The organism is Cellulosimicrobium sp. RS, assembly GCF_046159675.1.
GTDB classification, from domain to species: Bacteria; Actinomycetota; Actinomycetes; order Actinomycetales; family Cellulomonadaceae; genus Cellulosimicrobium; species Cellulosimicrobium funkei.
Map to the genome: position 1 here is coordinate 270,792 of NZ_JBJXVU010000006.1, position 22,418 is coordinate 293,209.

At 75.5% G+C, this 22,418-nt stretch carries 18 protein-coding genes and 1 pseudogene; 8 read left to right on the forward strand and 11 right to left on the reverse strand.

Annotated features, from left to right (window positions below):
• Window positions 1–139: 139 nt before the first annotated feature.
• Window positions 140–1,180 (forward strand): DUF2804 domain-containing protein, encoded by a 1,041-nt coding sequence (locus ACI769_RS11565; RefSeq protein ID WP_409141611.1) that lies wholly within the window; start codon window positions 140–142, stop codon window positions 1,178–1,180.
• A 163-nt stretch (window positions 1,181–1,343) separates the two neighbouring features.
• Window positions 1,344–2,651, forward strand: a complete 1,308-nt coding sequence (locus tag ACI769_RS11570; RefSeq protein ID WP_085387496.1) for an alkaline phosphatase — start codon at window positions 1,344–1,346, stop codon at window positions 2,649–2,651.
• Between the two features lie 124 nt (window positions 2,652–2,775).
• Here the strand turns inward: ACI769_RS11570 and ACI769_RS11575 are convergent, their stop codons facing one another.
• The 5 genes and pseudogenes from ACI769_RS11575 to ACI769_RS11595 all read right to left on the reverse strand — a co-directional run bounded on the left by ACI769_RS11575 (window position 2,776) and on the right by ACI769_RS11595 (window position 9,617).
• On the reverse strand, window positions 2,776–3,837 hold the full coding sequence (locus ACI769_RS11575) for a carbohydrate ABC transporter permease (RefSeq protein ID WP_255179421.1): 1,062 nt from the start codon (window positions 3,835–3,837) through the stop codon (window positions 2,776–2,778).
• The gene (locus tag ACI769_RS11580) at window positions 3,834–4,799 is read right to left on the reverse strand and encodes a carbohydrate ABC transporter permease (RefSeq protein WP_170982177.1); all 966 of its coding nucleotides are present in this window, start codon (window positions 4,797–4,799) and stop codon (window positions 3,834–3,836) included. Before ACI769_RS11580 ends, ACI769_RS11575 begins: the two co-directional genes overlap by 4 nt.
• A 161-nt stretch (window positions 4,800–4,960) precedes the next feature.
• A complete protein-coding gene (locus ACI769_RS11585) occupies window positions 4,961–6,361 on the reverse strand; it encodes an ABC transporter substrate-binding protein (protein WP_409141612.1) in 1,401 nt (466 codons plus the stop codon).
• A gap of 110 nt (window positions 6,362–6,471) precedes the next feature.
• Window positions 6,472–8,131 (reverse strand): annotated as a pseudogene (locus ACI769_RS11590) (glycoside hydrolase family 13 protein).
• 454 nt (window positions 8,132–8,585) lie between these two features.
• Complete coding sequence (locus ACI769_RS11595) at window positions 8,586–9,617, reverse strand: LacI family DNA-binding transcriptional regulator (protein ID WP_043658239.1); 1,032 nt, start codon at window positions 9,615–9,617, stop codon at window positions 8,586–8,588.
• Window positions 9,618–9,749: 132 nt separating this feature from the next.
• Here ACI769_RS11595 and ACI769_RS11600 point away from each other — a divergent pair, with 132 nt between their 5' ends.
• The 5 genes from ACI769_RS11600 to ACI769_RS11620 all read left to right on the forward strand — a co-directional run bounded on the left by ACI769_RS11600 (window position 9,750) and on the right by ACI769_RS11620 (window position 16,388).
• The gene (locus tag ACI769_RS11600; RefSeq protein WP_391516180.1) at window positions 9,750–11,531 is read left to right on the forward strand and encodes a beta-N-acetylhexosaminidase; all 1,782 of its coding nucleotides are present in this window, start codon (window positions 9,750–9,752) and stop codon (window positions 11,529–11,531) included.
• Entirely contained in the window at window positions 11,528–13,180 is a 1,653-nt protein-coding gene (locus ACI769_RS11605) for an amidohydrolase family protein (RefSeq protein ID WP_137281157.1), read from the forward strand. The genes ACI769_RS11600 and ACI769_RS11605 overlap by 4 nt, the downstream gene beginning before the upstream one ends.
• Window positions 13,181–13,229: 49 nt before the next feature.
• Window positions 13,230–14,606: an alanine racemase gene (locus ACI769_RS11610; protein ID WP_085387490.1), complete on the forward strand. Its 1,377-nt coding sequence runs from the start codon at window positions 13,230–13,232 to the stop codon at window positions 14,604–14,606.
• 67 nt (window positions 14,607–14,673) lie between these two features.
• Window positions 14,674–15,081: a RidA family protein gene (locus ACI769_RS11615; RefSeq protein ID WP_021483739.1), complete on the forward strand. Its 408-nt coding sequence runs from the start codon at window positions 14,674–14,676 to the stop codon at window positions 15,079–15,081.
• 98 nt (window positions 15,082–15,179) lie between these two features.
• Complete coding sequence (locus ACI769_RS11620) at window positions 15,180–16,388, forward strand: AAA family ATPase (RefSeq protein WP_409141613.1); 1,209 nt, start codon at window positions 15,180–15,182, stop codon at window positions 16,386–16,388.
• Between the two features lie 54 nt (window positions 16,389–16,442).
• Here ACI769_RS11620 and ACI769_RS11625 read toward each other — a convergent pair whose 3' ends face one another.
• The 3 genes from ACI769_RS11625 to ACI769_RS11635 form a co-directional block, all read right to left on the reverse strand.
• Entirely contained in the window at window positions 16,443–17,645 is a 1,203-nt protein-coding gene (locus ACI769_RS11625; RefSeq protein ID WP_409141614.1) for a glycerate kinase, read from the reverse strand.
• A 136-nt stretch (window positions 17,646–17,781) separates the two neighbouring features.
• On the reverse strand, window positions 17,782–18,309 hold the full coding sequence (locus tag ACI769_RS11630) for a MarR family winged helix-turn-helix transcriptional regulator (RefSeq protein ID WP_085387488.1): 528 nt from the start codon (window positions 18,307–18,309) through the stop codon (window positions 17,782–17,784).
• 59 nt (window positions 18,310–18,368) lie between these two features.
• Window positions 18,369–19,130: an isoprenyl transferase gene (locus ACI769_RS11635; protein WP_043655243.1), complete on the reverse strand. Its 762-nt coding sequence runs from the start codon at window positions 19,128–19,130 to the stop codon at window positions 18,369–18,371.
• Window positions 19,131–19,396: 266 nt separating this feature from the next.
• On the opposite strand from ACI769_RS11635, the gene trhA reads away from it, so the two are divergent.
• A complete protein-coding gene (trhA, locus tag ACI769_RS11640) occupies window positions 19,397–20,170 on the forward strand; it encodes a PAQR family membrane homeostasis protein TrhA (protein WP_085387487.1) in 774 nt (257 codons plus the stop codon).
• A gap of 42 nt (window positions 20,171–20,212) precedes the next feature.
• Here trhA and ACI769_RS11645 read toward each other — a convergent pair whose 3' ends face one another.
• From ACI769_RS11645 to mca, 3 genes are read right to left on the reverse strand one after another with little or no spacing between them, the layout of a single operon-like run.
• Window positions 20,213–21,019, reverse strand: a complete 807-nt coding sequence (locus ACI769_RS11645; protein ID WP_085387486.1) for a carbon-nitrogen hydrolase family protein — start codon at window positions 21,017–21,019, stop codon at window positions 20,213–20,215.
• Window positions 21,020–21,021: 2 nt separating this feature from the next.
• Window positions 21,022–21,435 carry a hypothetical protein gene (locus ACI769_RS11650; RefSeq protein ID WP_085387485.1) on the reverse strand — a complete coding sequence of 138 codons (414 nt, stop codon included), beginning with the start codon at window positions 21,433–21,435 and terminating at the stop codon, window positions 21,022–21,024.
• Window positions 21,432–22,373: a mycothiol conjugate amidase Mca gene (gene mca / locus ACI769_RS11655; RefSeq protein WP_051028194.1), complete on the reverse strand. Its 942-nt coding sequence runs from the start codon at window positions 22,371–22,373 to the stop codon at window positions 21,432–21,434. The genes ACI769_RS11650 and mca overlap by 4 nt, the downstream gene beginning before the upstream one ends.
• Between the last annotated feature and the right edge of the window lie 45 nt (window positions 22,374–22,418).

Consider the following 22,418-nt stretch of genomic DNA (forward strand, 5'->3'; position numbering starts at 1 on the left):
CATTGACGGGACAGAGTGTCACCTCGTCCCTCGCGAGGCCGGTCGCACCCTAGACTCGGGCCGCTCGTCCCTCGGGCCGCGCCGCGGGCACCGACGCCCGCGCACGAGCCGCCCGAGCCGACCACGTGGAGGTGGAGCCGTGCCGCTCCCGGAGATCACCGAGCGCGTGCCGCTCACGCGCCCCGACGGCCGCCTCGACCGCCGGGCCGTCGGCTGGGCCCGCCAGCCCCTCGTCGACACCGACGCGATCGGGCGCCGCGGGGCGGGCGGCCCGCGCCGGTTCGGCCGGAACAAGCGCTGGGAGTACTGGGGCGTCACCACCCCGACGCACGTCCTCGCCCTCACCGTCTCCTCGATCGACTACGCCGCGGTGCACGAGGTGTGGGTCCTGGACCGGGAGTCGGGCCGGACGTGGGGTGCCGCCGCGACCGTGGCGCCGGCGCGCGGCGTCGAGCTCCCCGGCACGCTGGGCGACGGCCCGGCGCGCGCCCGGGCGAGGAACCTCGCGATCGACCTCGACGAGGTCGACGGCGGCACGCGCCTGCGGGCGCGCACGCGCGACGTCTCGTTCGACGTCGTCGCCACGCTGCCGCCGGGTCACGAGCGGCTCGCGGTGGTGGTCCCGTGGAGCGACACGCGGTTCCAGTACACGGTCAAGGACGTGGCCCGCCCGGCGCACGGGACGCTGTGGGTCGACGGCCGGACGGTCGACGTGCCGGCCGGGTCGTCGTGGGCCGTGCTCGACCACGGGCGCGGCCGCTGGCCGTACGACGTCCGGTGGAACTGGGGCGCGGGCTCGGGCGAGAGCCACGGCCGGGTCGTCGGGATCCAGGTGGGCGGCCGCTGGACGGTCGGCACGGGATCGACCGAGAACGCGGTCCTCGTCGACGGGCGCCTCCACCACCTCCCCGACGAGCTCGTGTGGGACTACGACCTCGCCGACCCGGACCGGCCGTGGCGCGTCACCGGCGGCGGCCTCGACGCGACGTTCGTGCCCTTCCACACCAAGGTCACGCGCACGCACCTCGGGGTCGTCTCGTCGTCGACCGACCAGTGCTTCGGGCACTGGTCGGGCACGTTCACGCCGCCGGCCGCGCCGGGTGCGGGCGGCACCCCGCCCGCGCCGGTGCGGTTCGACGGGCTCGTCGGCTGGGCCGAGGAGGTCCACAACCGCTGGTGACCGCCCCGCACCCCGGCCCGGCTTGCCAGTCCCCCGCCCCTGCCTAGCGTGGGGAACGTCCCGACGGCACCGACGCCGTCGGGCGTGCCCCGCGACGACGGCGACCCCGTCCGCGGCGGCCGTGCCGGCACCGGAGCCGGCGCCGGTGGGAAAGGGGAGTCTCATGCAGGCACGACGAGGACGGTTCAGCGCGGGGACGACGGGGGTCGCGGCCGCCGCGGCGCTCGTGATGCTCCTGCCGCTCGGCGGCGGTGGCGAGCGCGGCGACGACCGGGGCGGCGACCGCGGCGGCGGCCAGGGCCACGGGAACGACCGCGCCCGCAACGTCATCTTCATCCAGGGCGACGGGCTCGGGCTCTCGCACCGCGAGCTGATCCGGCTCGCGACGGTGGGCAAGGACGGGCAGCTCGCGATGGACTCGCTCGAGCACGCCGGGTGGACCACGACGGACTCGGCCGACCCCGAGGAGGCCGTCACGGACTCCGCGGCGGGCGCCACGGCGTTCGCGTCGGGGGTCCGGACGTACAACGGGGCGGTGGGCGTCGACGTCGACGGCAACCCGGTCCCGACGCTCCTCGAGGCGGCCCGGGGCGCGGGCAAGGCCACCGGACTCGTCACGACGGCGCAGGTCACCGACGCGACACCGGCGGCGTTCGGCGCGCACGTGCCCGACCGGGGCGACCAGAGCGAGATCGCGCGCCAGCTCCTCGAGGGCTCACGGCCCGACGTCGTCCTCGGCGGCGGCGAGGACTGGTGGTACCCGGCGGGCGACCCCGGCGCGTGGGAGGACAACCCCGCCAAGGACCCGACCGAGCAGAGCAAGGGGACGAAGGGGAACCTGGTCGAGCGCGCGCAGGACCTCGGCTACACGTACGTGAGCGACGCCGAGGGGCTCGCGGACGCGCGCGGGCGCAAGCTGCTCGGCCTGTTCGCGAACGAGGAGATGTTCGAGCAGCGCAACGAGGGCGAGGGCGACCTCTACGAGCCGGAGGTGCCGCTCGTCGACATGACGGCCAAGGCGCTCGACGTGCTGTCGCGCGATCGCGACGGGTTCTTCCTGCTCGTCGAGGAGGAGGGCGTGGACGAGTTCGCGCACCGCTCCAACGCGACGCGCACGATCCAGGCCGGGCAGGCGCTCGACGAGACCGTCGCGCTGGCGCTCGACTTCCAGAAGCGGAACCGGGACACGCTCGTGCTCGTCGTGGGCGACCACGCGACGGGCGGGCTCGCGATCGAGAACGTCGACCCCGACGACGAGGGCGGCGAGGGCGCGACGGCCGAGGACGGCCCGTTCGACCTCGCGGGCTCCGACCTGCAGTTCACGGTCGACTGGACGACCGGCGGCCACACGGGCGAGGCGACGCCGATCACGGCGCAGGGCCCGGGCGCCGCGCGCCTCGCGGGCGCGCAGCGCAACACCGACGTCCACGACGCCGTCCTGCGCGCGATGCAGCCCCGCGGCCGCGGCTGAGGCGACCTGACCGTCCGGGCCGCGTGCGCCGTCGAGCACGACCCTGCGCGCGGTCGAGTACGACTTTGGTGTCGTTATCCGCGGGATAACGACACCAAAGTCGTGTTCGGCGACGTACCGGGTTTCAGCCCTTGACCGCTCCTCCCAGGCCGGCGCCCTGGAGGAACATGCGCTGGAAGACGAGGAACAGGCCGACGGGGATGAGGGTCGAGATCGCGAGGGCCGCGAGGAAGACGCCGAGGTCGGTCGACGCCTCGATGGACGGCAGGCGCACGGACAGCGGCTGGATCGCCGGGTCCTTGAGGACGAGCAGCGGCCAGAGGAAGTCCTTCCAGGCCGCGATGACCGCGAACACCGAGACGACGCCGACGATCGGGCGCGACATCGGCAGCACGACCGACCAGAACAGCCGGTACGGCCCGGCGCCGTCCATGCGCGCGGCCTCGAACACCTCGCGCGGGAGGCTGTCGAAGAACCGCTGGACGAGCAGCACGTTGAACGCGCTCGCGCCCGCGGGCAGCCACACGGCCCAGAAGCTGTTGATGAGCGAGCGCCCCAGCAGCGGCGGGTCGAGGATCGTCAGGTACAGCGGGACGAGCAGGACGATCGCGGGCACGAACATCGTCGACAGCACGAGCGCCTGCACGACCTTCCCGTACCGCGGCCGCAGCACGGACAGCGCGTAGCCGCCCGTCGTCGCGACGAGGATCTGCGACGCCCACGACCCGACCGCGAGCCAGATCGTGTTGAGGAAGTACCGGCTGACCTGGACGTCGTTCCAGGCCTTGTCGAGGTTGTCCCACGCGATGCCGTTCGGGAAGACGGCCATCGGCGTGCGCAGGATGTCCTGCGTCGGGGTGACGGCGTACTTCGCGAGCAGCAGCATCGGCCCGAGGCCCGCGACGACGAGGACCACGAGCAGCAGGACGTGGGTCGTGCCCATCCCCCACCGCACCGACGGGCGGCGCCAGTCCGCCTCGGAGAGCGCGCCGCGGTCCTCGACGCCGTCGAGCACCTTCCGGCGGCGCGCGCGCAGCCGACGGCGGTCCGCCTCGCGACGGGTGCGGCTCGCCTCCGCGGCGCGGCGAGCGGTGCCCGCCGGGTCGTCGGCGGCGTCCGTAGCCGCCGCGGAGTCCTGCGAGACGACGCCGATCTCGCTCGGGTTGTCGGTGGGCGAGAGGGTCATGACGTGCTCCAGGACCGGGTGAGCCGGAAGTAGAGGACCGAGAAGACGGCGAGGACGGCGGCGAGCATGATCGACAGCGCGGTCGCGGCCCCGTAGTCGCCGCCCAGGCTGTTCTGGAAGGCGTAGCGGTAGATGAGCAGCAGGATCGTCAGGGTCGCGTTGTTCGGCCCGCCCCCGGTGAAGAGGTAGGGCTCGAGGAAGACCTGCGCCGTGCCGATCACCTGGAGGATCAGGGTGATGAACAGGACGCCGCGCAGCGCGGGCAGCGTGACGTGCCAGATCTTGCGCCACAGCCCGGCGCCGTCGACCTCGGACGCGTCGTAGAGCTCGGGCGGCACGCTCGTGAGCGCCGCGAGGTAGATGATGATCGTCCCGCCCGCGCCGGCCCACGTGGCCGCGAGCACGAGCGAGGGCATCGCGGTCGAGGCGTCCTGGAGCCACGGGTACGGGCCGAGCCCGACCCAGCCGAGGATCGTGTTGAACACGCCCGTCGGGCTGCCGTTGTAGAAGAACTTCCACAGCAGCACCGCGACGACCGGCGGCACGACGACCGGCAGGTACGCGAGCGCGGAGTACAGCCCGCGCGCCCGGCGGACCTCGCGCATGAGCACCGCGGCGACGAGCGGGATCGGGTAGCCGAAGAGCAGTGCGAGGAACGCGAAGTAGAGCGTGTTCTTCACGGCCTTGCCCAGGAGCGGGTCGCTGAGCACCTGGCGGAAGTTGTCCAGCCCGACGAACGTCGGGTCGCTCACGAGGTTCGTCTCCTGGAAGCTCATGATCACCGCGCGCACGATCGGGAACCACGAGAAGACGCCGAAGATCACGATCAGCGGGAGCAGGAACACGAGGTTGCTCAGGCCGCCGCCGCGGAACCACGTCACGGGGCTGCGGCGTCGGCCGCCGCGGTCGGCCCGCGCGTGCGAGGCGGGTCCCCGTCGCGGCGGGGCGGTGGTGGCGGTCACGGGCGGACGTCCTTCGGTGCGGTGGGAGGTGCCCGACGACGCGAGGTGCGTCGCGCCGTCGGGCACCGGCGGGGTACGGGTCGGCCGGCAGGGGGTGCCGCCGGCCGACCCGGGTCTGCGGGCCGGGACGCGCGGACGGTGCCCGCGCGCCCCGACGGGCGTCAGCCCTGGTCGAGCAGGGCCTGCGCCTCGGTGTTCGCCTGCTCCAGCAGCGCGTCCACGTCGGCGTTCTCGTCGGTGAGGACGGCCTGGACGACGGGGTCGAGCAGGGCGTAGATCTCCTGCGTCTTCTGCGACGGCTCACCCACGAGCGGCAGGTCGAACATCGTGTCCGTGTAGCTCGTCATCTGGTCGAGCGGGACGTTGATGTAGTCCTTGATCCACTCCTGGTTCTGCTGGTACTGCTCCGGGGAGAACATCGGCAGGACCGGGGTGCCGACGGGCTGGTCGTTCGCGACGAGCGTCTCGGCGTCGGCGACGGCGCGCTTCTCGTCGACGAGCTTGCCGAGGTAGAAGAAGTCGATCCACTTGATCGCGGCCTCCTTCTTCGCCTCGTCCACGTCCGCCGGCATCGCGGCGAGCGTGCCGCCGGTGAGGACGCCCGCGTCGTCGCCCTCGAGCGGCAGCGCCGCGAGGCCGTAGGTGGGGGGGTCGATCGCGTTCGTCTGGACGAGCGACGTGAAGACGTCCGAGCCCGACGTGTACATGGCGACCTGGCCCGCGGCGAACGCCTGGTTCATGGTCCCCCAGTCGAGGAGGAAGTTGCTCCCGAGGGAGTTGTCCTCCCAGCGCATGGCCTGGAGCCACTCGAGCGCTTCCTTGGTGCCGTCGTTCGTGAGCGTCGACGTGGCGGTGCCGTCGTCGGCGACCTCCTGCGTCCGGCCGCCGCGCGCGAACGTGTTGACCGTGAGCTGCCAGCCGCCCGTGTTGTTCTGCGACATCTGCATGTAGCCCGCCACGCCCGGGTTGGCGTCCGCGATCTTCTTCGCGTCCTCACGGACCTCGTCCCACGTGGTCGGCGGCTGGTCGGGGTCGAGGCCGGCGGACTCGAACAGCTCCCGGTTGTAGTGCAGGCCCACGCCGTACACGTTCTTCGCGGGGATCGCGTAGACGTGGCCGTCGGAGCCCGTCCCGGCCTCGAGGATCGCCGGGTTGAACTTGTCGGCGTACGGCAGGGTCCGGAACTGCTCGTCGAGGTCGGCGAGCTGACCGTTCTCGACGAGCGTCTTGGCGTCGGTGAAGGGGATCTCGAAGACGTCGGGCAGCGTGCCGCCGGCGAGCTGTGGGGCGAACGTCGTCGCCTTCCACTCGTACTCCTCCGGCTGCACGTCGATGTCCGGGTTCGCGGCCTCGAACTCCTCGACCTGCGCGTTGAAGGCGTCGATCGCCTCCTGCTCGGAGCCCGGCAGGAGGGACACCACCTTGAGGGTGACCTTCCCGTCGCCGCCCGAGCCGCTGCTCTCGTCGTCGCTGCCCGAGCCGCCGCTCGAGCACGCGGCGAGCGTGCTGAACGCGAGCGCCCCCGCGAGGGTGAGGGCGGTCGCCTGACGTGTGGACTTCATCGTCACTCCTGGGTTCCGGTGGTGCTGGGTGGGTTACGGGGTGCTGGGTAGCGGGTGCGGGTCGGGGGGCCGGGGCCCCGCGGCCCGGGTTCTCGTGGCGGTCGCCGCGGTCAGGCCCGGAGCCAGACGGCGGTGTCGGTGGGCAGGCGCGCCGCGCCCGGCGCGTCGCTCGCGCGGGGCGCGCTCCCGGGCGCGTCGCTGCGCAGGAGGACCTCGGCGTCCGCGGGGAGCGGGACGTCGTCGGGCCCGAGGTTGACGACGCACGCGACCGCGCGCCCGTCGCCGTCGTGGGGGGCCTCGCGGACGAAGGCGAGCACGTCGTCGCCGAGCACGACCCCGCCGAGGGAGTCCAGCCAGCGGAACCCGCCGGCCCGGAGCGCGGGCTCGGCCCGGCGGGTCGCGAGGACGCGCCGGTAGAGCGTGAGCACCGAGGTCTCGTCGCCGGTCTGCGCCTCGACGGAGAGCTCGCCCCAGCCGCGCGGCTGGGGCAGCCAGGGCTGCGCCCCGCCGTCGGGCCCGAAGCCGTGGCTCGTGCCGCCGCGCGTCCACGGGAGCGGGACGCGGCAGCCGTCGCGGCCCGGGTCGACGCCGCCGGACCGCGCGTGCATCGGGTCCTGGATCGCGTCGGGCGGGAGGTCCTCCACCTCGGGCAGGCCGAGCTCGTCGCCCTGGTAGAGGTACAGCGAGCCGGGCAGCGCGGCGGAGAGCAGCGCGGCCGCGCGGGCCCGACGCCGCCCGGTAGCGAGGTCCGTCGGCGTGCCGAACCGCTTGGTGGCGAACGCGAACGAGCTGTCCTCGCGTCCGTAGCGCGTCACGGGTCGGGTCACGTCGTGGTTGGACAGGACCCAGGTCGCGGGGGCGGCGACCGGCGCGTGCGCGTCGAGCGTGGTCTGGACCGATTCGCGCAGCGCCTTCGCGTCCCACGGGCGGGCCATGAAGTCGAAGTTGAACGCCGTGTGCATCTCGTCCGGGCGCAGGTACCGGGCGAACCGCTCCCGGTCCGCGAGCCAGACCTCGCCCACGAGCACGCGCGGCTCGTCGTACGCGTCGGCGACGGCGCGCCAGCCGCGGTAGATGTCGTGGAGCTCGTCGCGGTCGACGTGCGGGTGCTCGCCGGGGCCGGGGTGGTCCGGGACCTCGGGCAGCGCCGGGTCCTTGACGAGCTGCGCCGCCGAGTCGATGCGGATGCCCGCGGCGCCGCGGTCGAACCAGAACCGCAGGATGTCCTCGTGCTCGCGGCGCACGTCGGGGTGGTCCCAGTTGAGGTCGGGCTGCTCGGGCGCGAACACGTGGAGGTACCACTCGCCGGGCGTGCCGTCGGGGTTCGTCGTGCGCGTCCACGTGCCGCCCTGGAAACTCCGAGACCCAGTGCGTCGGGACCTGCGAGCCGTCCTCGCCCCGGCCCGGGTGGAACCAGAAGCGCTCGCGCTCGGGCGACCCGGGCCCGGCCGCGAGGGCCGCGCGGAACCACTCGTGCTCGGACGAGACGTGGTTCGGGACGACGTCGACGATCGTGCGGATGCCGAGCGCGCGGGCCTCCGCGATGAGCTGCTCGGCCTCGGCGAGCGTGCCGAACTGCGGGTCGATCGCGCGGTAGTCGGCGACGTCGTAGCCGCCGTCCGCGAGCGGGGACACGTACCAGGGGGTGAACCAGATCGCGTCGACGCCGAGGTCGCGCAGGTAGCCGAGGCGCTGGCGCACGCCTGCGAGGTCACCGGTCCCGTCGCCGTTCCCGTCCGCGAAGCTGCGCACGTACACCTGGTAGATCACGGCGCTGCGCCACCAGTCGGGCGACGAGGCCGCCGGCCGTGCCGCCGCCGCGGGGGCCGCGTCGGGGGTGGGCGCGCCGTCGGCGGCTCGGGGGTGGTCGTTGCTCACCGCGTCCTCTTCCGTGAGTGCGTGGCCGGTGGTCGGGGCGGTCGCCCCGTCGGTCGGCGCACGGCGTTCGATGCAGTCCGGGATGGTCCCGGGATGGTCCCGGGATGGTCCCGGGACGGCCGTCGTGCACCGGGTGCCGACCGCGCCGTCGGGCATGACAGTAACTAGTCGACAGAATGAGCGCAAGAACCTGACAGCAGCGTTATTGAAAACTATCTCGACGTGTCCAGACCGCGACGGCGGTCAGCCAGAGGCGAGACCTGCCCCGCCGCAGGGCAGACGACGAGGGCCCCGGCCCGGCGCGCACGAGGCGGCCGGGCCGGGGCCCAGGAGGAAGAGGGTGCGGTCAGGCGACCGTCGCGTCACGACCCGTCGTGCGTGCGGCGGCCGTCGAGCCGCGCACGACGAGCTCTGGCTCGAAGAGCAGCTCGTCGCGGGAGACGTCGGCGCCCGCGATCATGCCGGCGAGCAGGTCGACGGCCGCGCGACCCATCGGCTCGATGGGCTGGCGCACGGTCGTCAGCGCGGGGTCCGTCGAGTTCATGAGGTTCGAGTCGTCGTAGCCGACGACGGAGACGTCGGCGGGCACGTCGAGCCCCGCGCGGCGGACGGCGCGGACCGCGCCGAGCGCGAGGGGGTCGCTCGCGCACACGATCGCCGTCGCGCCGGCCTCGAGGAGCCGGTTCGCGGCGGCCTGACCGCTCTCGAGCGAGTACTGGCTGTGCACGACGAGCGCCGGGTCCAGCGCGTGGCCGTGCCGCTCGGCGAAGGCCTGCGCGGCAGCGAGCTTGCGCTCGGACGGTACGTGGTCGGCCGGGCCGAGGAGCAGGCCGACCCTCTCGTGGCCGAGGGACAGCACGTGGCCGAGCGCCTGGTTCATCGCGACGAGGTCGTCGCACGAGACGCGCGGGAAGTCGAGGTCCTCGACGGACGCGTTCATCAGCACGACGGGCAGGCCGAGCTTCTCGAGCCGGCGGAAGTGCGCGTGGTCGGCCTGGCGCTCGGCGTAGAAGCCGCCCGCGAAGATCACGCCCGACACGTGCTGCCCCAGGAGCAGGTCGATGTACTCGGCCTCCGTCACGCCGCCCGCCGTGCGCGTGCACAGCACCGGGGTGAACCCCTGCTGCGCGAGCGCGCCCCCGATGACCTCGGCGAACGCCGGGAAGATGGGGTTGACGAGCTCCGGGAGCACGAGCCCCACGAGCCGGCCGCGCTCCCCGCGCAGCTTGGTGGGCCGTTCGTAGCCGAGCACGTCGAGCGCCGTGAGCACCGCGTCCCGCGTGGCCTGCGAGACGCCGGGCTTCCCGTTGAGCACGCGGCTCACGGTGGCCTCGCTGACACCGACCTTGGTGGCGACCTCCGCCAGACGTCTCGACATGCCGTCGACTATACGTCCGGCCGCAAGCGGCTTGCGTGATCCTCCCGGCCGCGAACGCACGCTTGCGGCAGCGCTGTCCCACTCGTCCACAGCCGGGTAGGAACGCCCCCGCGGGCCCGCTAGGCTCGTTCGGTGTCCTTCCAAAAGGTGCCCACCTCGTCCACGGCGGACCCCGCCGGGATCCTCCCCGCCCCGGTGACGCTCGAGCCCGGCGCCGGGACGACCGTCGTCGCGGACGGGACGACCGTCGTCGCGGACCCCGCCCTGCACCGGGCGGCGCGCTGGTGGCGGCGCGTCACCGAGGACGCGTTCGGCCTGGACCTCGTGCCCGCCCCGGCGGGCACCGCGCCCACCGACGGCACCCCGTCCGTGGTCTTCGCGGTCGACGACGACCTCCCGCCGTCGGGCTACCGCCTCGTCGTCGGCGACGACGGCGTCCGGGTCGGTGCGGCCGACCTCGACGGCGCGCACGCCGCGGCCCAGACCCTGCGCCAGCTCGCCGGCCCCGCCGCGTTCCGCCGCGCCCCCACCGTGACGGGCGCGGGCGGTCGCGCGACGCTCGCGCTCCCCCACGTCGCGGTCACCGACCACCCGCGGTTCGCGTGGCGTGGCGTGCTGCTCGACGTCGCGCGCCACTTCCTGCCGAAGGCCGACGTCCTGCGGTTCGTCGACCTCGCCGCCGCGCACCGGCTCAACGTGCTCCAGCTCCACCTCACGGACGACCAGGGGTGGCGCGTCGAGATCGCGCGCTACCCCCGGCTCACCGAGGTGGGCGCGTGGCGGCGCGAGTCCGGGCTCGGCACCTGGCGCGCCGGCGTCGCCGACGGCCGTCCGCACGGCGGCTTCTACACGCAGGACGACCTGCGCGAGATCGTCGCGTACGCGCGCGAGCGCGGCGTCACCGTGGTCCCGGAGATCGACGCGCCGGGGCACGTGGAGGCCGCCGTCGCCGCGTACCCGGAGCTCGGCACGCGCAAGCGGCCGCACGAGGTCCGCACCACGTGGGGCGTGAGCACCGAGGTGCTCGACCCGTCGGAGGAGTCGCTGACGTTCTTCCGGCACGTGCTCGACGAGGTGCTGGAGATCTTCGACGCGCCGTTCGTCGCGATCGGCGGCGACGAGGTGCCCACCACGCTGTGGCGCGAGAACCCCGCGATCGTCGCGCGCGCGCAGGCGCTCGGGCTCGACGACGTCGGCGGGCTGCACGGCTGGTTCCTCGCGCGGCTCGCCGAGCACGTCGCGTCCCGCGGTCGGCGGGCGGTCGTGTGGGACGAGGCGTTCGGCCCCGCGCTCCCGCGCGGCGTCGTCGTGACGTCGTGGCGCGGCTGGGCCGTGGGCGCGGACGCGCTCGCGGCGGGCCACGACGTCGTCATGGCGCCCGAGCAGGTCGTGTACCTCGACCACCGCGGCGGCGACACCCCGGACGAGCCCGTGCCGGTCGGGTTCCTCACCACGCTCGACGACGTGTACGCGTTCGAGCCCCTGCCGGCCGAGCTCGCGGGTGCCGCGCGCGGCACGGCGGGCGGTCGCGCCACGGACCCCGCGCCGGGCGCGCTGCTCGGCGGGCAGGCGGAGCTCTGGTCCGAGCACCTCGACTCCGCGCGCCGCGTCGACTACGCCGCGTTCCCGCGCCTCGCGGCGTTCGCCGAGGTCATGTGGTCCCCCGAGGCCGACCGCTCCCCCGGGTCCCCCGCGGCGCGCGCGTTCCGCGAGCGCCTCGTCGCGCACCACCTGCCGCGCCTCGACGCGGCCGGAGTGGAGTACCGGCCGCTCGACGGGCCGCACCCGTGGCAGACCCGGCCCGGGGTCGCGGGCTGGCCGCGCGACCGCGCCGAGGAGCTCGCCGCGGGCGGCCTGCGCGGCGTCGGCGGCTGGGTCGAGGGTCGCGACGAGGACGCGGGCGGCCCGGCATGAGCGCCCTCGTGGTGCGCGGGGCGCGCCTCGTCGAGCCCGACGGCGGCCCCTCCTCCCCCGTCGACGTCACCGTGCGCGCGGGCCGGGTCGAGGGCGTCGCGCCCGCGGCCGGTACCGCTCCGGCGGGCGCCGACGTGCTGGACGCGGACGGCCGGCTCCTGCTGCCCGGGTTCGTCGACGCGCACGTGCACGGGGAGGCCGCCGTGCTCGACGACGACGTGCAGCTCGCGATGCTGCGCCAGGGCGTGACGAGCGTCGTCGTCGGGCAGGACGGGGTGTCCTACGCGCCCTCGCCGCGCCCGGACGCCGACGGCGGGCCCGCGGCGTCGGGCCTGCACGACGCCGCCGCCTGGGCGAGCGGGTACTTCGCGGCGATCAACGGCGAGCACCCGACGTTCCGCGGCGGGTCCGTCGCCGACCTCCTCGCCACGTACGACGGCACGACCCGCGTCAACGTGGGCTACCTCGCCCCGCACGGCACGATCCGCTACGCGGTGCTCGGCGCCGCCGCGCGCCCCGCGACGCCCGCCGAGACGGACCGGATGCTCGTACTGCTCGCCTCGGCGCTCGACGACGGCGCGCTCGGTCTGTCGACCGGCCTCGAGTACGTCCCCGCGACGTACGCCGACGAGGCCGAGCTCGTCGCGCTCGCGCGCGTGCTCGCAGCCCGCGGCGTGCCGCACGTGTCCCACATGCGCGGCTACGAGGACCGGGCCGGCCCGGCCTTCGCGGAGCTCGTGCGCGTGGCGCGCGCGTCCGGGGTCGCGACGCACGTCTCGCACTACCACGGCCCGGCCGCGGAGCTGCTGGGGTACGTCGACGACGCGCACGCCGCGGGCCTGGACGTCACGTTCGACTCGTACCCGTACCTGCGCGGCTGCTCGATCCTGTCGATGGTGTCGCTGCCGACGTGGCTCCCCATCGCGGACGTCGACGCGACCGTCGCGGCGCTCTCCGACCCCGCGGTGCTCGAGCGCCTGCACCGCGAGCACTTCCCGCACCTGGCCGACCTGTGGCCGCGCGTGACGATGGCCGCGGTCCCGACCGGCCCCCTCGCCGGGGCCGCGCCGGGCCCGGCCGAGGACCTGTCGTGGACGGAGGGCATGACGTTGCCCGACGTCGCCGCGCGCCTGGGGCTGTCCCCCGCCGAGACCGCGGTGCGGCTGCTCGTCGCGACGCGGCTGCGCGCGTCATGCGTGTTCGCCCAGCCGCCCACGAACTCCCCCGAGTCCGTCCGCGCCCTGCTGCGCCACCGGGCGCACGTCGGCGGGTCCGACGCGATCTACGCACCGGTCGGGGGCGGCGGCCGCCCCCACCCGCGCGGCTGGGGCGCGTTCGCGCGCTTCCTCGCCGAGCACGTGCGTACGCTCGGGGACTGGACGTGGCACGACGCCGTCACGCACCTGTCCGCGCGGCCCGCCGCGCGCTTCGGGCTCGCCGGGCGCGGTGCGGTCGTCCCGGGGGCGGTCGCGGACCTCGCGCTCGTCGACCCCGACCGCGTGCGCGACGAGGCGACGTACGAGGACCCGCGCCGACCGGCGTCGGGCGTGGACGACGTGCTCGTCGCGGGCGTGCGCGTCCTGCGCGACGGCGCGCTCACCGGCGCGCTCCCGGGCCGCCCGCTGCGCCCGGGCGCCCCGGCGGCGTGAGCCGCCCCCTGCACCCGTCCACGAGAGCCCCGTCCCCGAGGAGGACCCCATGACCGGCACGACGCACGACGCCGCGCGGCCCGCACCCGACCGCCCCTGGGCGCGCGACGTCGTCGGGCCCCGGACCAAGGGGCTGCGGCTCCCGGCCGGGACCACCGTCGCGGACGTGCTCGCGGGCTCGCCGCGCGTCACCGACGACGCGTTCTCCTGGCCGCTGCTCACGCTCGACGACGCGGCGCTCGACCACAACGTCGGCACCGTCGCGCGCGTGTGCGCCGAGCGCGGGGTCGAGCACGCGCCGCACGTGAAGACGACGATGTCGCGCGCGCTCTACGCGCGCCAGGCCGCGGCCGGGGCGTGGGGCGCGACGGTCGCGACGCCGTCCCAGCTGCGCACGGTGCGCGACTGGGGCGTGCCGCGCGTGCTGCTCGCCAACGAGCTGCTCGACCCGCGCGAGATCGCGTCGCTGCGCGACGACCTGGCGCGCGCCGAGGCCGCGGGAGGCGACGACGAGGTGTGGCTGTGCGTCGACTCGCCGCACGGGGTCGACCTGCTCGCCCGCGGGTTCGCCGACGCCCCGACGGCCGTCCGCGCGCGCCTCGGCGTGCTCGTCGAGCTCGGCGTCCCCGGCGGGCGCACCGGCGTCCGCAGCACCGCCGCGGCGCTCGACCTCGCGCGCGCGGTCCGCGCGTCGGGCCTGCGCCTGCTCGGCGCGACGGGGTACGAGGGCTCGGTCGCGGGCGGCACGACCGCCGACGAGCTCGCCGCCGTCGGCGCCTGGTGCGACGGGCTGCGCGAGCTCGGCGCCGCGTTCGTGCGCGAGGGTCTCGCGGGCGTCGACGAGCCGCTCGTGCTGTCGGCGGGCGGCAGCACGTTCCTCGACGTCGTGCTCGCCGGGCTCCCCGGCCCGGTCCCCGGCGCGGACGGGCGCGAGGTCGAGGTCCGCGTCGTCGTGCGCTCGGGCGCGTACGTGACGCACGACCACGGCTTCTACTCGCGCACCGACCCGTGGAGCCGCATCCCCGGCGCGGAGCCGCTGCGCGCCGCCGCGACCGTCTGGGGCCAGGTGCTCTCCGTCCCGGAGCCCGGGCTCGCGGTCTGCGGCATCGGCCGGCGCGACGTCTCGTTCGACATCGACCTGCCCGTCGCGCTCTGGCTGCGCTCGCAGTCCGACGACGGCTGGCTCGCCCCGCGCGAGCTCGCCGGCACCCGTGTCACCGCGCTCAACGACCAGCACCTCTACCTCGCGCTGGACGCGGACGAGGCCGGCGGCGGGCAGGTCGGCGGTCCCGCCACCGCCCAGGTCCGCCCGGGCGACGTCGTCGGCTTCGGCATCTCCCACCCCTGCACGACGTTCGACCGGTGGCGCGTCGCCGCCGTCGTGCGGGGCGACGAGGTCGTGGACCTCGCGACGATCGACCTCTGACCCACCCCGACGACCCGCACGACCCCGCACGAGTCCCAGACACCCAGACGCTCCGAGAGGACCCCGCATGACCACCGAGAAGACCGCGATCTCCACCCCCGACGCCCCGGCCCCCGCGCACACGTTCCACCAGGGCGTGCGCAAGGGACCGTTCGTCCAGGTATCGGGCCAGGGGCCCGTCGACCCGGCGACGAACGAGTACCTCTACCCCGGCGACGTCGCGGCGCAGACCACACGCACGCTCGAGAACGTGCGCGCCATCGTCGAGGCGTCCGGCGCCACGTTCGACGACGTCGTCATGCTCCGCGTGTACCTCACGAAGCGCGAGGACTTCCCGATCATGAACGACGCCTACGGCGCGTTCGTCGCGCAGCACACCACGAAGGGCGTGCTCCCCAGCCGCACCACGGTGTTCACGGGTCTGCCGCGCGAGGAGATGCTCGTCGAGATCGACGCGTTCGCGATCACCGACTGACGCGCCACGCGGCCCGACGCCGCCTCGACGCGCACCGCGCCGGGGCCCGCGCCGCCGCGTGGGACCCGGCGCGTAGCGTGCCGGGCGGGAGGTGACCGATGCTCGCGACGATCGCGGTGGAGGGCTACCGCTCGCTGCGGAGCCTCGTGCTGCCGCTCGGGCGGCTCACGGTCGTGACCGGGGCGAACGGGACGGGCAAGTCGAGCCTGTACCGCGCGCTGCGTCTGCTGTCCGGGTGCGCGCTCGGCGGCGCCGTCGGCGCGGTGGCCCGCGAAGGCGGCCTGCGGTCGACGCTCTGGGCCGGGCCCGAGCAGGGCGGACGGGCCGCGCGCGCGGGCGGCCCGGTCCAGGGCATGCGCCGGACGGCGCCCGTCGCGCTGCGCCTCGGGTTCGCGGGGGCCACGCCGGACGACCTGGGCTACGCGGTGGACCTCGGACTGCCGCAGCACCCGGGGTCGGCGTTCGCCCTCGACCCGGAGATCAAGGTCGAGACCGTCTGGTCGGGGCCCGTCCCGCGGCCCGCGACGCTCCAGGTCGAGCGGCGCGGACCGGCCGTCCGCGTGCGCGACGACGCGGGCCGCTGGCAGTCCTCGCCCGCACGCCTGCGGCCCTTCGACAGCGTGCTCACCGAGCTCGTCGACCCGGTGGGCGCGCCGGAGGTCGTCGCGGTGCGCGAGCGCCTGCGGTCGTGGCGCTTCTACGACCAGCTGCGCACCGACGCCGACGCCCCGGCGCGCTCGCCGCAGCTCGGCACCCGCACGCCCGTCCTTGCGCACGACGGCGCGGACCTCGCCGCGGCGCTGGAGACCGTGCGCGACCTGGGGCGCGGCGACGAGCTGGACGACGCCGTCGCCCGCGCCTTCCCCGGCAGCCGGCTCGCGGTGCACGCCGACGACGGCCGGTTCGAGGTCGCCTTCCACCAGGACGGGCTGCTCCGGCCGCTCACCGGCGCCGAGCTCAGCGACGGGACGCTGCGCTACCTGTTCCTCGTCGCCGCGCTGCTCTCGCCGCGACCGCCCGAGCTCCTCGTGCTCAACGAGCCGGAGACGAGCCTGCACCCCGACCTCCTGCCCGCGCTCGGCGCGCTCGTGCACGCGGCGGGCCGCGAGACGCAGGTCGTGGTCGTCACGCACGCGCCGCCGCTCGTCGAGGCGCTGCGCGACGCGGCCGCGTCGGGCCCGGCGGACCTGTCCGGCGCGGACGAGCTCGTGGAGGTCGAGCTCGTGCGGTCACCGTTCGGCGAGACGACGGTCGCCGGGCGCGAGGGGCTCCTCGACCAGCCCGCGTGGGCCTGGCCGAAGCGCTGACGGCGGCACCGTCCCCCGGGAGCCGGCCGAGGGCAGCGGCGAGGGACGCGCCGGTCAGCGCCGCGACGCGACGTGCAGGCTCGTGACGGTCGCCGCGAGGTCGACGAGGCGGGACGCCGTGCGGTCGAGCAGCTCGTCGAGCGCGATGGGCCCGGGCGCGATGCTGAACGCCGCGGCGATCCCGGCCTCGCGCGCCTGGTGGGCGGGCAGCAGCACCCGGCCCGCGAGCACGACGACCGGAGGCCGGTGCGGTGCCTCCGCCGCGAGGGCGCCCATCGCGTCCGCGACCTTCCCGTTGACGGACTGCGAGTCGAACGACCCCTCGCCCGTGACGACGAGGTCGGCGGCGCGGATGGCAGCGGGCAGCCCGACCGCCTCGGCGACGAGGCGCGCGCCCGGCTCGAGCTCGGCGCCGAGGACGCCGACCATGCCCGAGGGCACGCCGCCCGCGGCGCCCGCACCCGCGAGCTCAGCCACCTCGACGCCGGTCTCCTGCGCGAGGACTCCCGCCCAGCGCCGCAGCGCGTCGTCGAGGAACGCCACGTCCGCCGGCTGGGCGCCCTTCTGCGGTCCGAACACGTGTGCCGCGCCCCGCTCGCCGTGCAGGGGGTTGGTGACGTCGACCGCGAGGCGCCAGCGGACCTCGCGCGCCCGCGGGTGCAGGCCGGACAGGTCGAGCCGCGCGACCCGCGCGAGGCCCTCCCCGCCGTCGGGAACGGGCGCACCGTCGGCGTCGAGGAGCCGCGCGCCGAGGCCGGTGAGGATGCCCGCGCCGCCGTCGGTGGACGCCGACCCGCCGAGGCACACGATCACCTCGTCGACCCCCGCGTCGAGCACGGCGGCCGCCGCCGCACCCGTGCCGCGGGTGTGCGCGTGCAGGGGCTGGAGCGCGACGTCGCTCACCTGGGGCAGCCCGCTCGCCTCGGCGAGCTCGACCACGCCGAGGCGGCCGTCGGCCGAGACCCCGTACCGCGCGGTGCGGGGACGGCCGATCGCGTCGACCGTGGCGACCTCGCGGGCCGGGACGCCCCACACGGCGAGCAGGGCCTCGAGCGTGCCCTCGCCGCCGTCGGCCATGGGGAGCTCGACGACCTCCGCGTCGGGGACGACGCTGCGCACGCCCGTCGCGACGGCGCGCGCGACGTCGGCGGCGCTCAGGCTGCCCTTGAACGAGTCGGGCGCGACGACGACGCGCAGCGGGCCGTCGGCGCGGGGCCCGGGGACGGGGTTCGGGATGGTGCTCGGCGTTGAGGACACGCTCGCATCCTAGGCAGGCCGACGTGCGACGGCCCGTAGCGGAAGGGACGGACCGGACGTGTTCCGCGCCACAGCGCCGAGCGTGCGAAGCCGGTGCTGAGGCGCCGAGGTGCCCGCCTCGTCCGTGGGCGCGCGCTCAGGCGCCCGGGGCGCCCGCCGCGCGTCCCGGCGCGGCGTCCGGGATGTCCGGCTGCGCGGCGCGCAGCCGCTCGAGCAGCTCGCCGAGCGTGGCGAGGTCGGTGTCGTCGAGCGCGCCGCCCACGTACGTCGCGATGGCCCGGGCGTGCGCGCGGCCGGTCGCGCGCTGGAGGTCCCGGCCCGCCGGGGTGAGCCGGACGAGCGTGCCCCGCGCGTCGTCCGGCGGGGTCGCCCGCTCGACGAGGCCGCGCGCCGCGAGCCGGTCCACCATGCGGCTCAGCGAGGGCTGGCTGAGCAGGATGTACGCGTTGAGGTCGCGCAGCCGCATCCCGTCCTCGGGGCCCTTCGTCAGCGAGAACAGCACGTCGTACTCGCGCAGGGTCAGGCCGTCCCAGACCGGGTCGGACTGCAGCCGCCGCATGATCGCGACCTGGGCCCGGAAGAGGGACTCCCACGTCTCGACGGCGAGGCGCGCGCTCCCGGGGCCCGGCTCGGGGCCCGCGTCGTCGGCGTGCTGCTGCGTCATGTCGCCCCCGGACGGATCGGTCGATGCATTCGCATCGACCCTACCCGCCGGGTGACCGATCAGCGGCCCAGCCGGCGTTCGCGCTGCGAGTACGCGCGCAGCGCGCGCAGGTAGTCGACGCGACGGAAGTCGGGCCAGTACGCCTCGCAGAAGTAGAACTCCGAGTGCGCGCTCTGCCACAGCAGGAAGCCGCCGAGGCGCTGCTCGCCCGACGTGCGGATGACGAGCTCCGGGTCCGGCTGGCCCTTGGTGTAGAGGTGCTCCTCGATGTGCTCGACGTCGAGGTTCTCCGCGAGGTCCTGCAGGCGCGCGCCCGCGGCGGCCTGCTCGCGCAGGTACGACCGCACGGCGTCGGCGATCTCGTGGCGCCCCCCGTAGCCGATCGCGACGTTGACCTGGAGGCCGTCGACGGCGGCCGTGCGCTGCTGGGCGTCGCGCAGCGCCGCCGTGAGCCGCTCGGGCAGCAGGTCGAGCCGACCCATGACCCGCAGGCGCCAGCGGCCCGTCTCGGCGAGGTCGCGCACGGCGTCCTCGATGATGTCGAGCAGCGCCGACAGCTCCTCCTGCGACCGCGACAGGTTGTCGGTCGAGAGCATCCACAGCGTGACGACCTCGACGCCGAGGTCCTCGCTCCAGCCCAGGAACTCCGTGATCTTGTCGGCACCCCGGCGGTGGCCGGTCGCCGTGGACTCCCCGAACGAGCGCGCCCACCGCCGGTTGCCGTCGAGGATGACCCCCACGTGGCGCGGGACGCTCTCGCGCGAGAGGGTCGCCGCGAGGCGACGCTCGTAGAGTCCGTAGACGGGGCGGGGCAGGCGCACGCTGGTTCCTCGGCGATGGGCGGACGGGGACGCCCGGCGGGCGCGCCCCGGTGCGGGGCGCTCGGGCCGAACCCGCACACGCTACCGCTCGTCCGTGCCCGGTCCGGCGGGCCCGGACCGCTCCGCGCGCCCCTGCCCAGGATCTTCACACCGCGAGGCGGGGACCGGTCGCGAACCTACGTTGGCGTAACTTACGATGGCGTAGGTTGGCGTGGGAGCCCCGCGCCGGCCTCTTCCGTGCACGGACACACCACCGAGGAGACGTCGTGGACCGACCGACCGACCGCGACCGCACCCCGAGCGCGCCGCCCGCCGACCCGGGCCCGGCGCACGCACCCGGCACCGACGCGCTCGACTCCGTCCGCGAGAACGTGGGCGACGCGGTCGCGAAGGTCGCCGAGGTCGTCAAGCCGCGCCTGCGCGGCTGGATCCACGCGGGGACGTTCCCCCTCGCGCTCGTCGCGAGCATCGTCCTCGTGCTCGTCGCGCCACCCGTCGCGGGCAAGGTCGCGTGCGCCGTCTTCGGCCTCAGCGCGTGCCTGCTGTTCGGCACGAGCGCGGTCTACCACCGCGGCACGTGGTCGCCCCGCGTCGCGGGCGTGCTCCGCCGCGCCGACCACTCGAACATCTTCCTCATCATCGCGGGCACCTACACGCCCCTCGCCGTGCTCCTGCTCCCCCAGCGGACCGCGACGATCCTGCTCGCGATCGTGTGGAGCGGGGCCCTGCTCGGCCTCCTCGCCCGGATCCTGTGGCTCGACGCCCCGCGGTGGGTGTACGTGCCCATCTACGTCGCGCTCGGGTGGGTCGCGGTGGGCTACATGCCGCAGTTCTGGACGACGACGAACGGCCCGGCGATCGTCTGGCTCGTCGCCGTCGGCGGCCTCGCCTACACGCTGGGCGCCGTCGTCTACGGCATCAAGAAGCCCAACCCCAGCCCGCGCTGGTTCGGCTTCCACGAGATCTTCCACGTGCTCACGGTCGTCGGCTACGGGTGCCACTACGCCGCGATCCTCATCGCGGCGCTCGCCGCACGCTGAGCGCCCGTCGCGCTGAGCGCCCACCCGGGCGCCCCGCGCGGCTCAGTCCTTCGGGACGACGACGTAGCGCCGGTTCGCGAGCGACGGATTGCGCTCGCGCACCGCGGCCAGCGCGGCCGGGTCGAGGTCCGCGCTGCGCAGCTCCGCGCGCTCGCCGAGCTCCAGCCCCACCTGGCCGTCGGGGCCGACGAGCAGGGAGCGCCCGGTCACGCCCCGGCCCGCCTGACCCACGGCGAGCACGACGGCGGTGTTCTCGATCGCGCGGGCCCGCGCGAGGGTGCGCCACTGGTCCGCCTTGAGCTCGCCCGCCGCCCACGCAGCCGGCACCACCAGCACGTCGGCGCCCGCGTCCACGAGGCGCCGCGCGCTCTCCGGGAAGCGCAGGTCGTAGCAGGTCATCACGCCGAACGTCAGGTCGCCGACGCGCAGCACGAGCGGCGGCGCGGCCGGGTCCCCCGCGTCGAGCCGGTCCGACTCGCGGTGACCGAAGGCGTCGTAGAGGTGCACCTTGCGGTACGTCCCCACGAGGTCGCCCGCGGCGTCCACCGCCACGACGACGTTGACCGCCCGGCCGGACGCGCTGCCCGGCACGAGGGTCCCCGCCACGACCGCGACACCGTGCTCGCGCGCGAGCCGGCGCAGCGTGCCGACGAACGGCCCGTCCAGCGGCTCCGCGTGCTCCGCGCCGGTGCCGCGCGGGTCGAACGCCGCGGCGTACTCCGGCAGCACCAGCAGGTCGGCGCGCACGCGCGCCGCCTCCCGGAACGCCGCGCCGACGGTCACGAGGTTCGCGGCGTGGTCGGCCGAGACCTCGAGCTGCCCGATCGTGACGCGAGCGCCGGTCGCCACGGTCAGCCCTGCCGCTCCGGGCCGCTCTCGTCCGGGCCGCGCCCGTCGTGGGTGCCGCCGGACGTGGAGCTGTCCGGCGCGGCGCCGTCGGACGCGGAGCCGGCGGACGCGGAGCCGGCGGGGGTCTCCGGGGCGGTCGCGTCGACCGGGCCGTCCGGGCCGATCCCCTGGGTCTCGGCGTTGTGCCGCATGCGTCGGAGCTGGCGCGAGAGCCCGAAGAACAGGGCCACGGTCGCGAGCGCCACGGCGAAGATCGCGAGGAACCCGGCGAGGCCGGGCGACACGTCGTTCGGGTCCAGGTCCTCGCGCAGCGGGTCGTCCGACGGGCTCGGCGTCGCGGTCTCCGCGACGACGTCCGCCGCCCAACCCGGGCCGCCCGCGAGCGTCGGCACGTCGAGGAAGGGTGCCGCGCTCATGAGGCCACCTCCTCGCCCGCGACGAGCTCCCGCACGCCGGCGAACAGGTCGTCCTCCGGCAGGTCCGTCGGGACGCGCGACTCCGCGAGCTCGAACTCCTCGAACGGCCACACGTCGACCTCGAGGTCGCGCGGGATCGCGAAGAAGAAGCCCTCCGGGTCGATCTGCGACGCGTGCGCGATGAGCGCCGCGTCACGCTGGGCGTAGTAGCGCGCCACGTGGACGCGCGTCGTGACCTCGCGCTCGGGGATCTCCCGCGCGGACCGCGACTCGACCCAGTCGCCGAACGGCGACTCCAGACCCGCGCCCTGCATCGCCTCGTGGAGCGTGCGGATGCGGTTCATCGAGAAGTCGTGGTTGTAGTACAGCTTGAGCGGCGACCAGGGCGCCGCGCCGCCCTCCCGGCGGTAGCGCTCCGGGTCGCCCGCGGCGTGGAACGCCTCGAACGCGACGCGGTGGCACATGACGTGGTCCGGGTGCGGATAGCCGCCCGACGGGTCGTACGTCGTGACGACGTGCGGACGGAACTCGCGCACGAGCTCGACCAGCGGCGCGGCCGCCTCCTCGAGCGGCACGAGACCGAACGAGCCCTCGGGCAGCGGCGGCAGCGGGTCCCCCTCGGGCAGCCCCGAGTCGACGAACCCGAGCCACTGCTGCCGGACGCCGAGCGCGCGCGCCGCGGCGGCCATCTCGACGCGGCGCAGGGCGCGCATGCCCTCGATGTCCGCCGGGCCCTCGCCGAAGCTCGGGTTGAGGATGTCGCCACGCTCGCCCCCGGTGCACGTGGCGACGAGCACGTCCACGCCCTCGGCCGCGTAGCGCGCCGTCGTCGCGGCGCCCTTGCTCGACTCGTCGTCGGGGTGGGCGTGCACGGCCAGGAGACGGAGCGTCTCCGGCTGCTCGCGGTGGGTGGTCGATCCGGCCGCGGGTTCGGCCACTGGTCCTCCCGGGTGCGTCGTACGTCTCCTCGCGCGGCCTGGGAC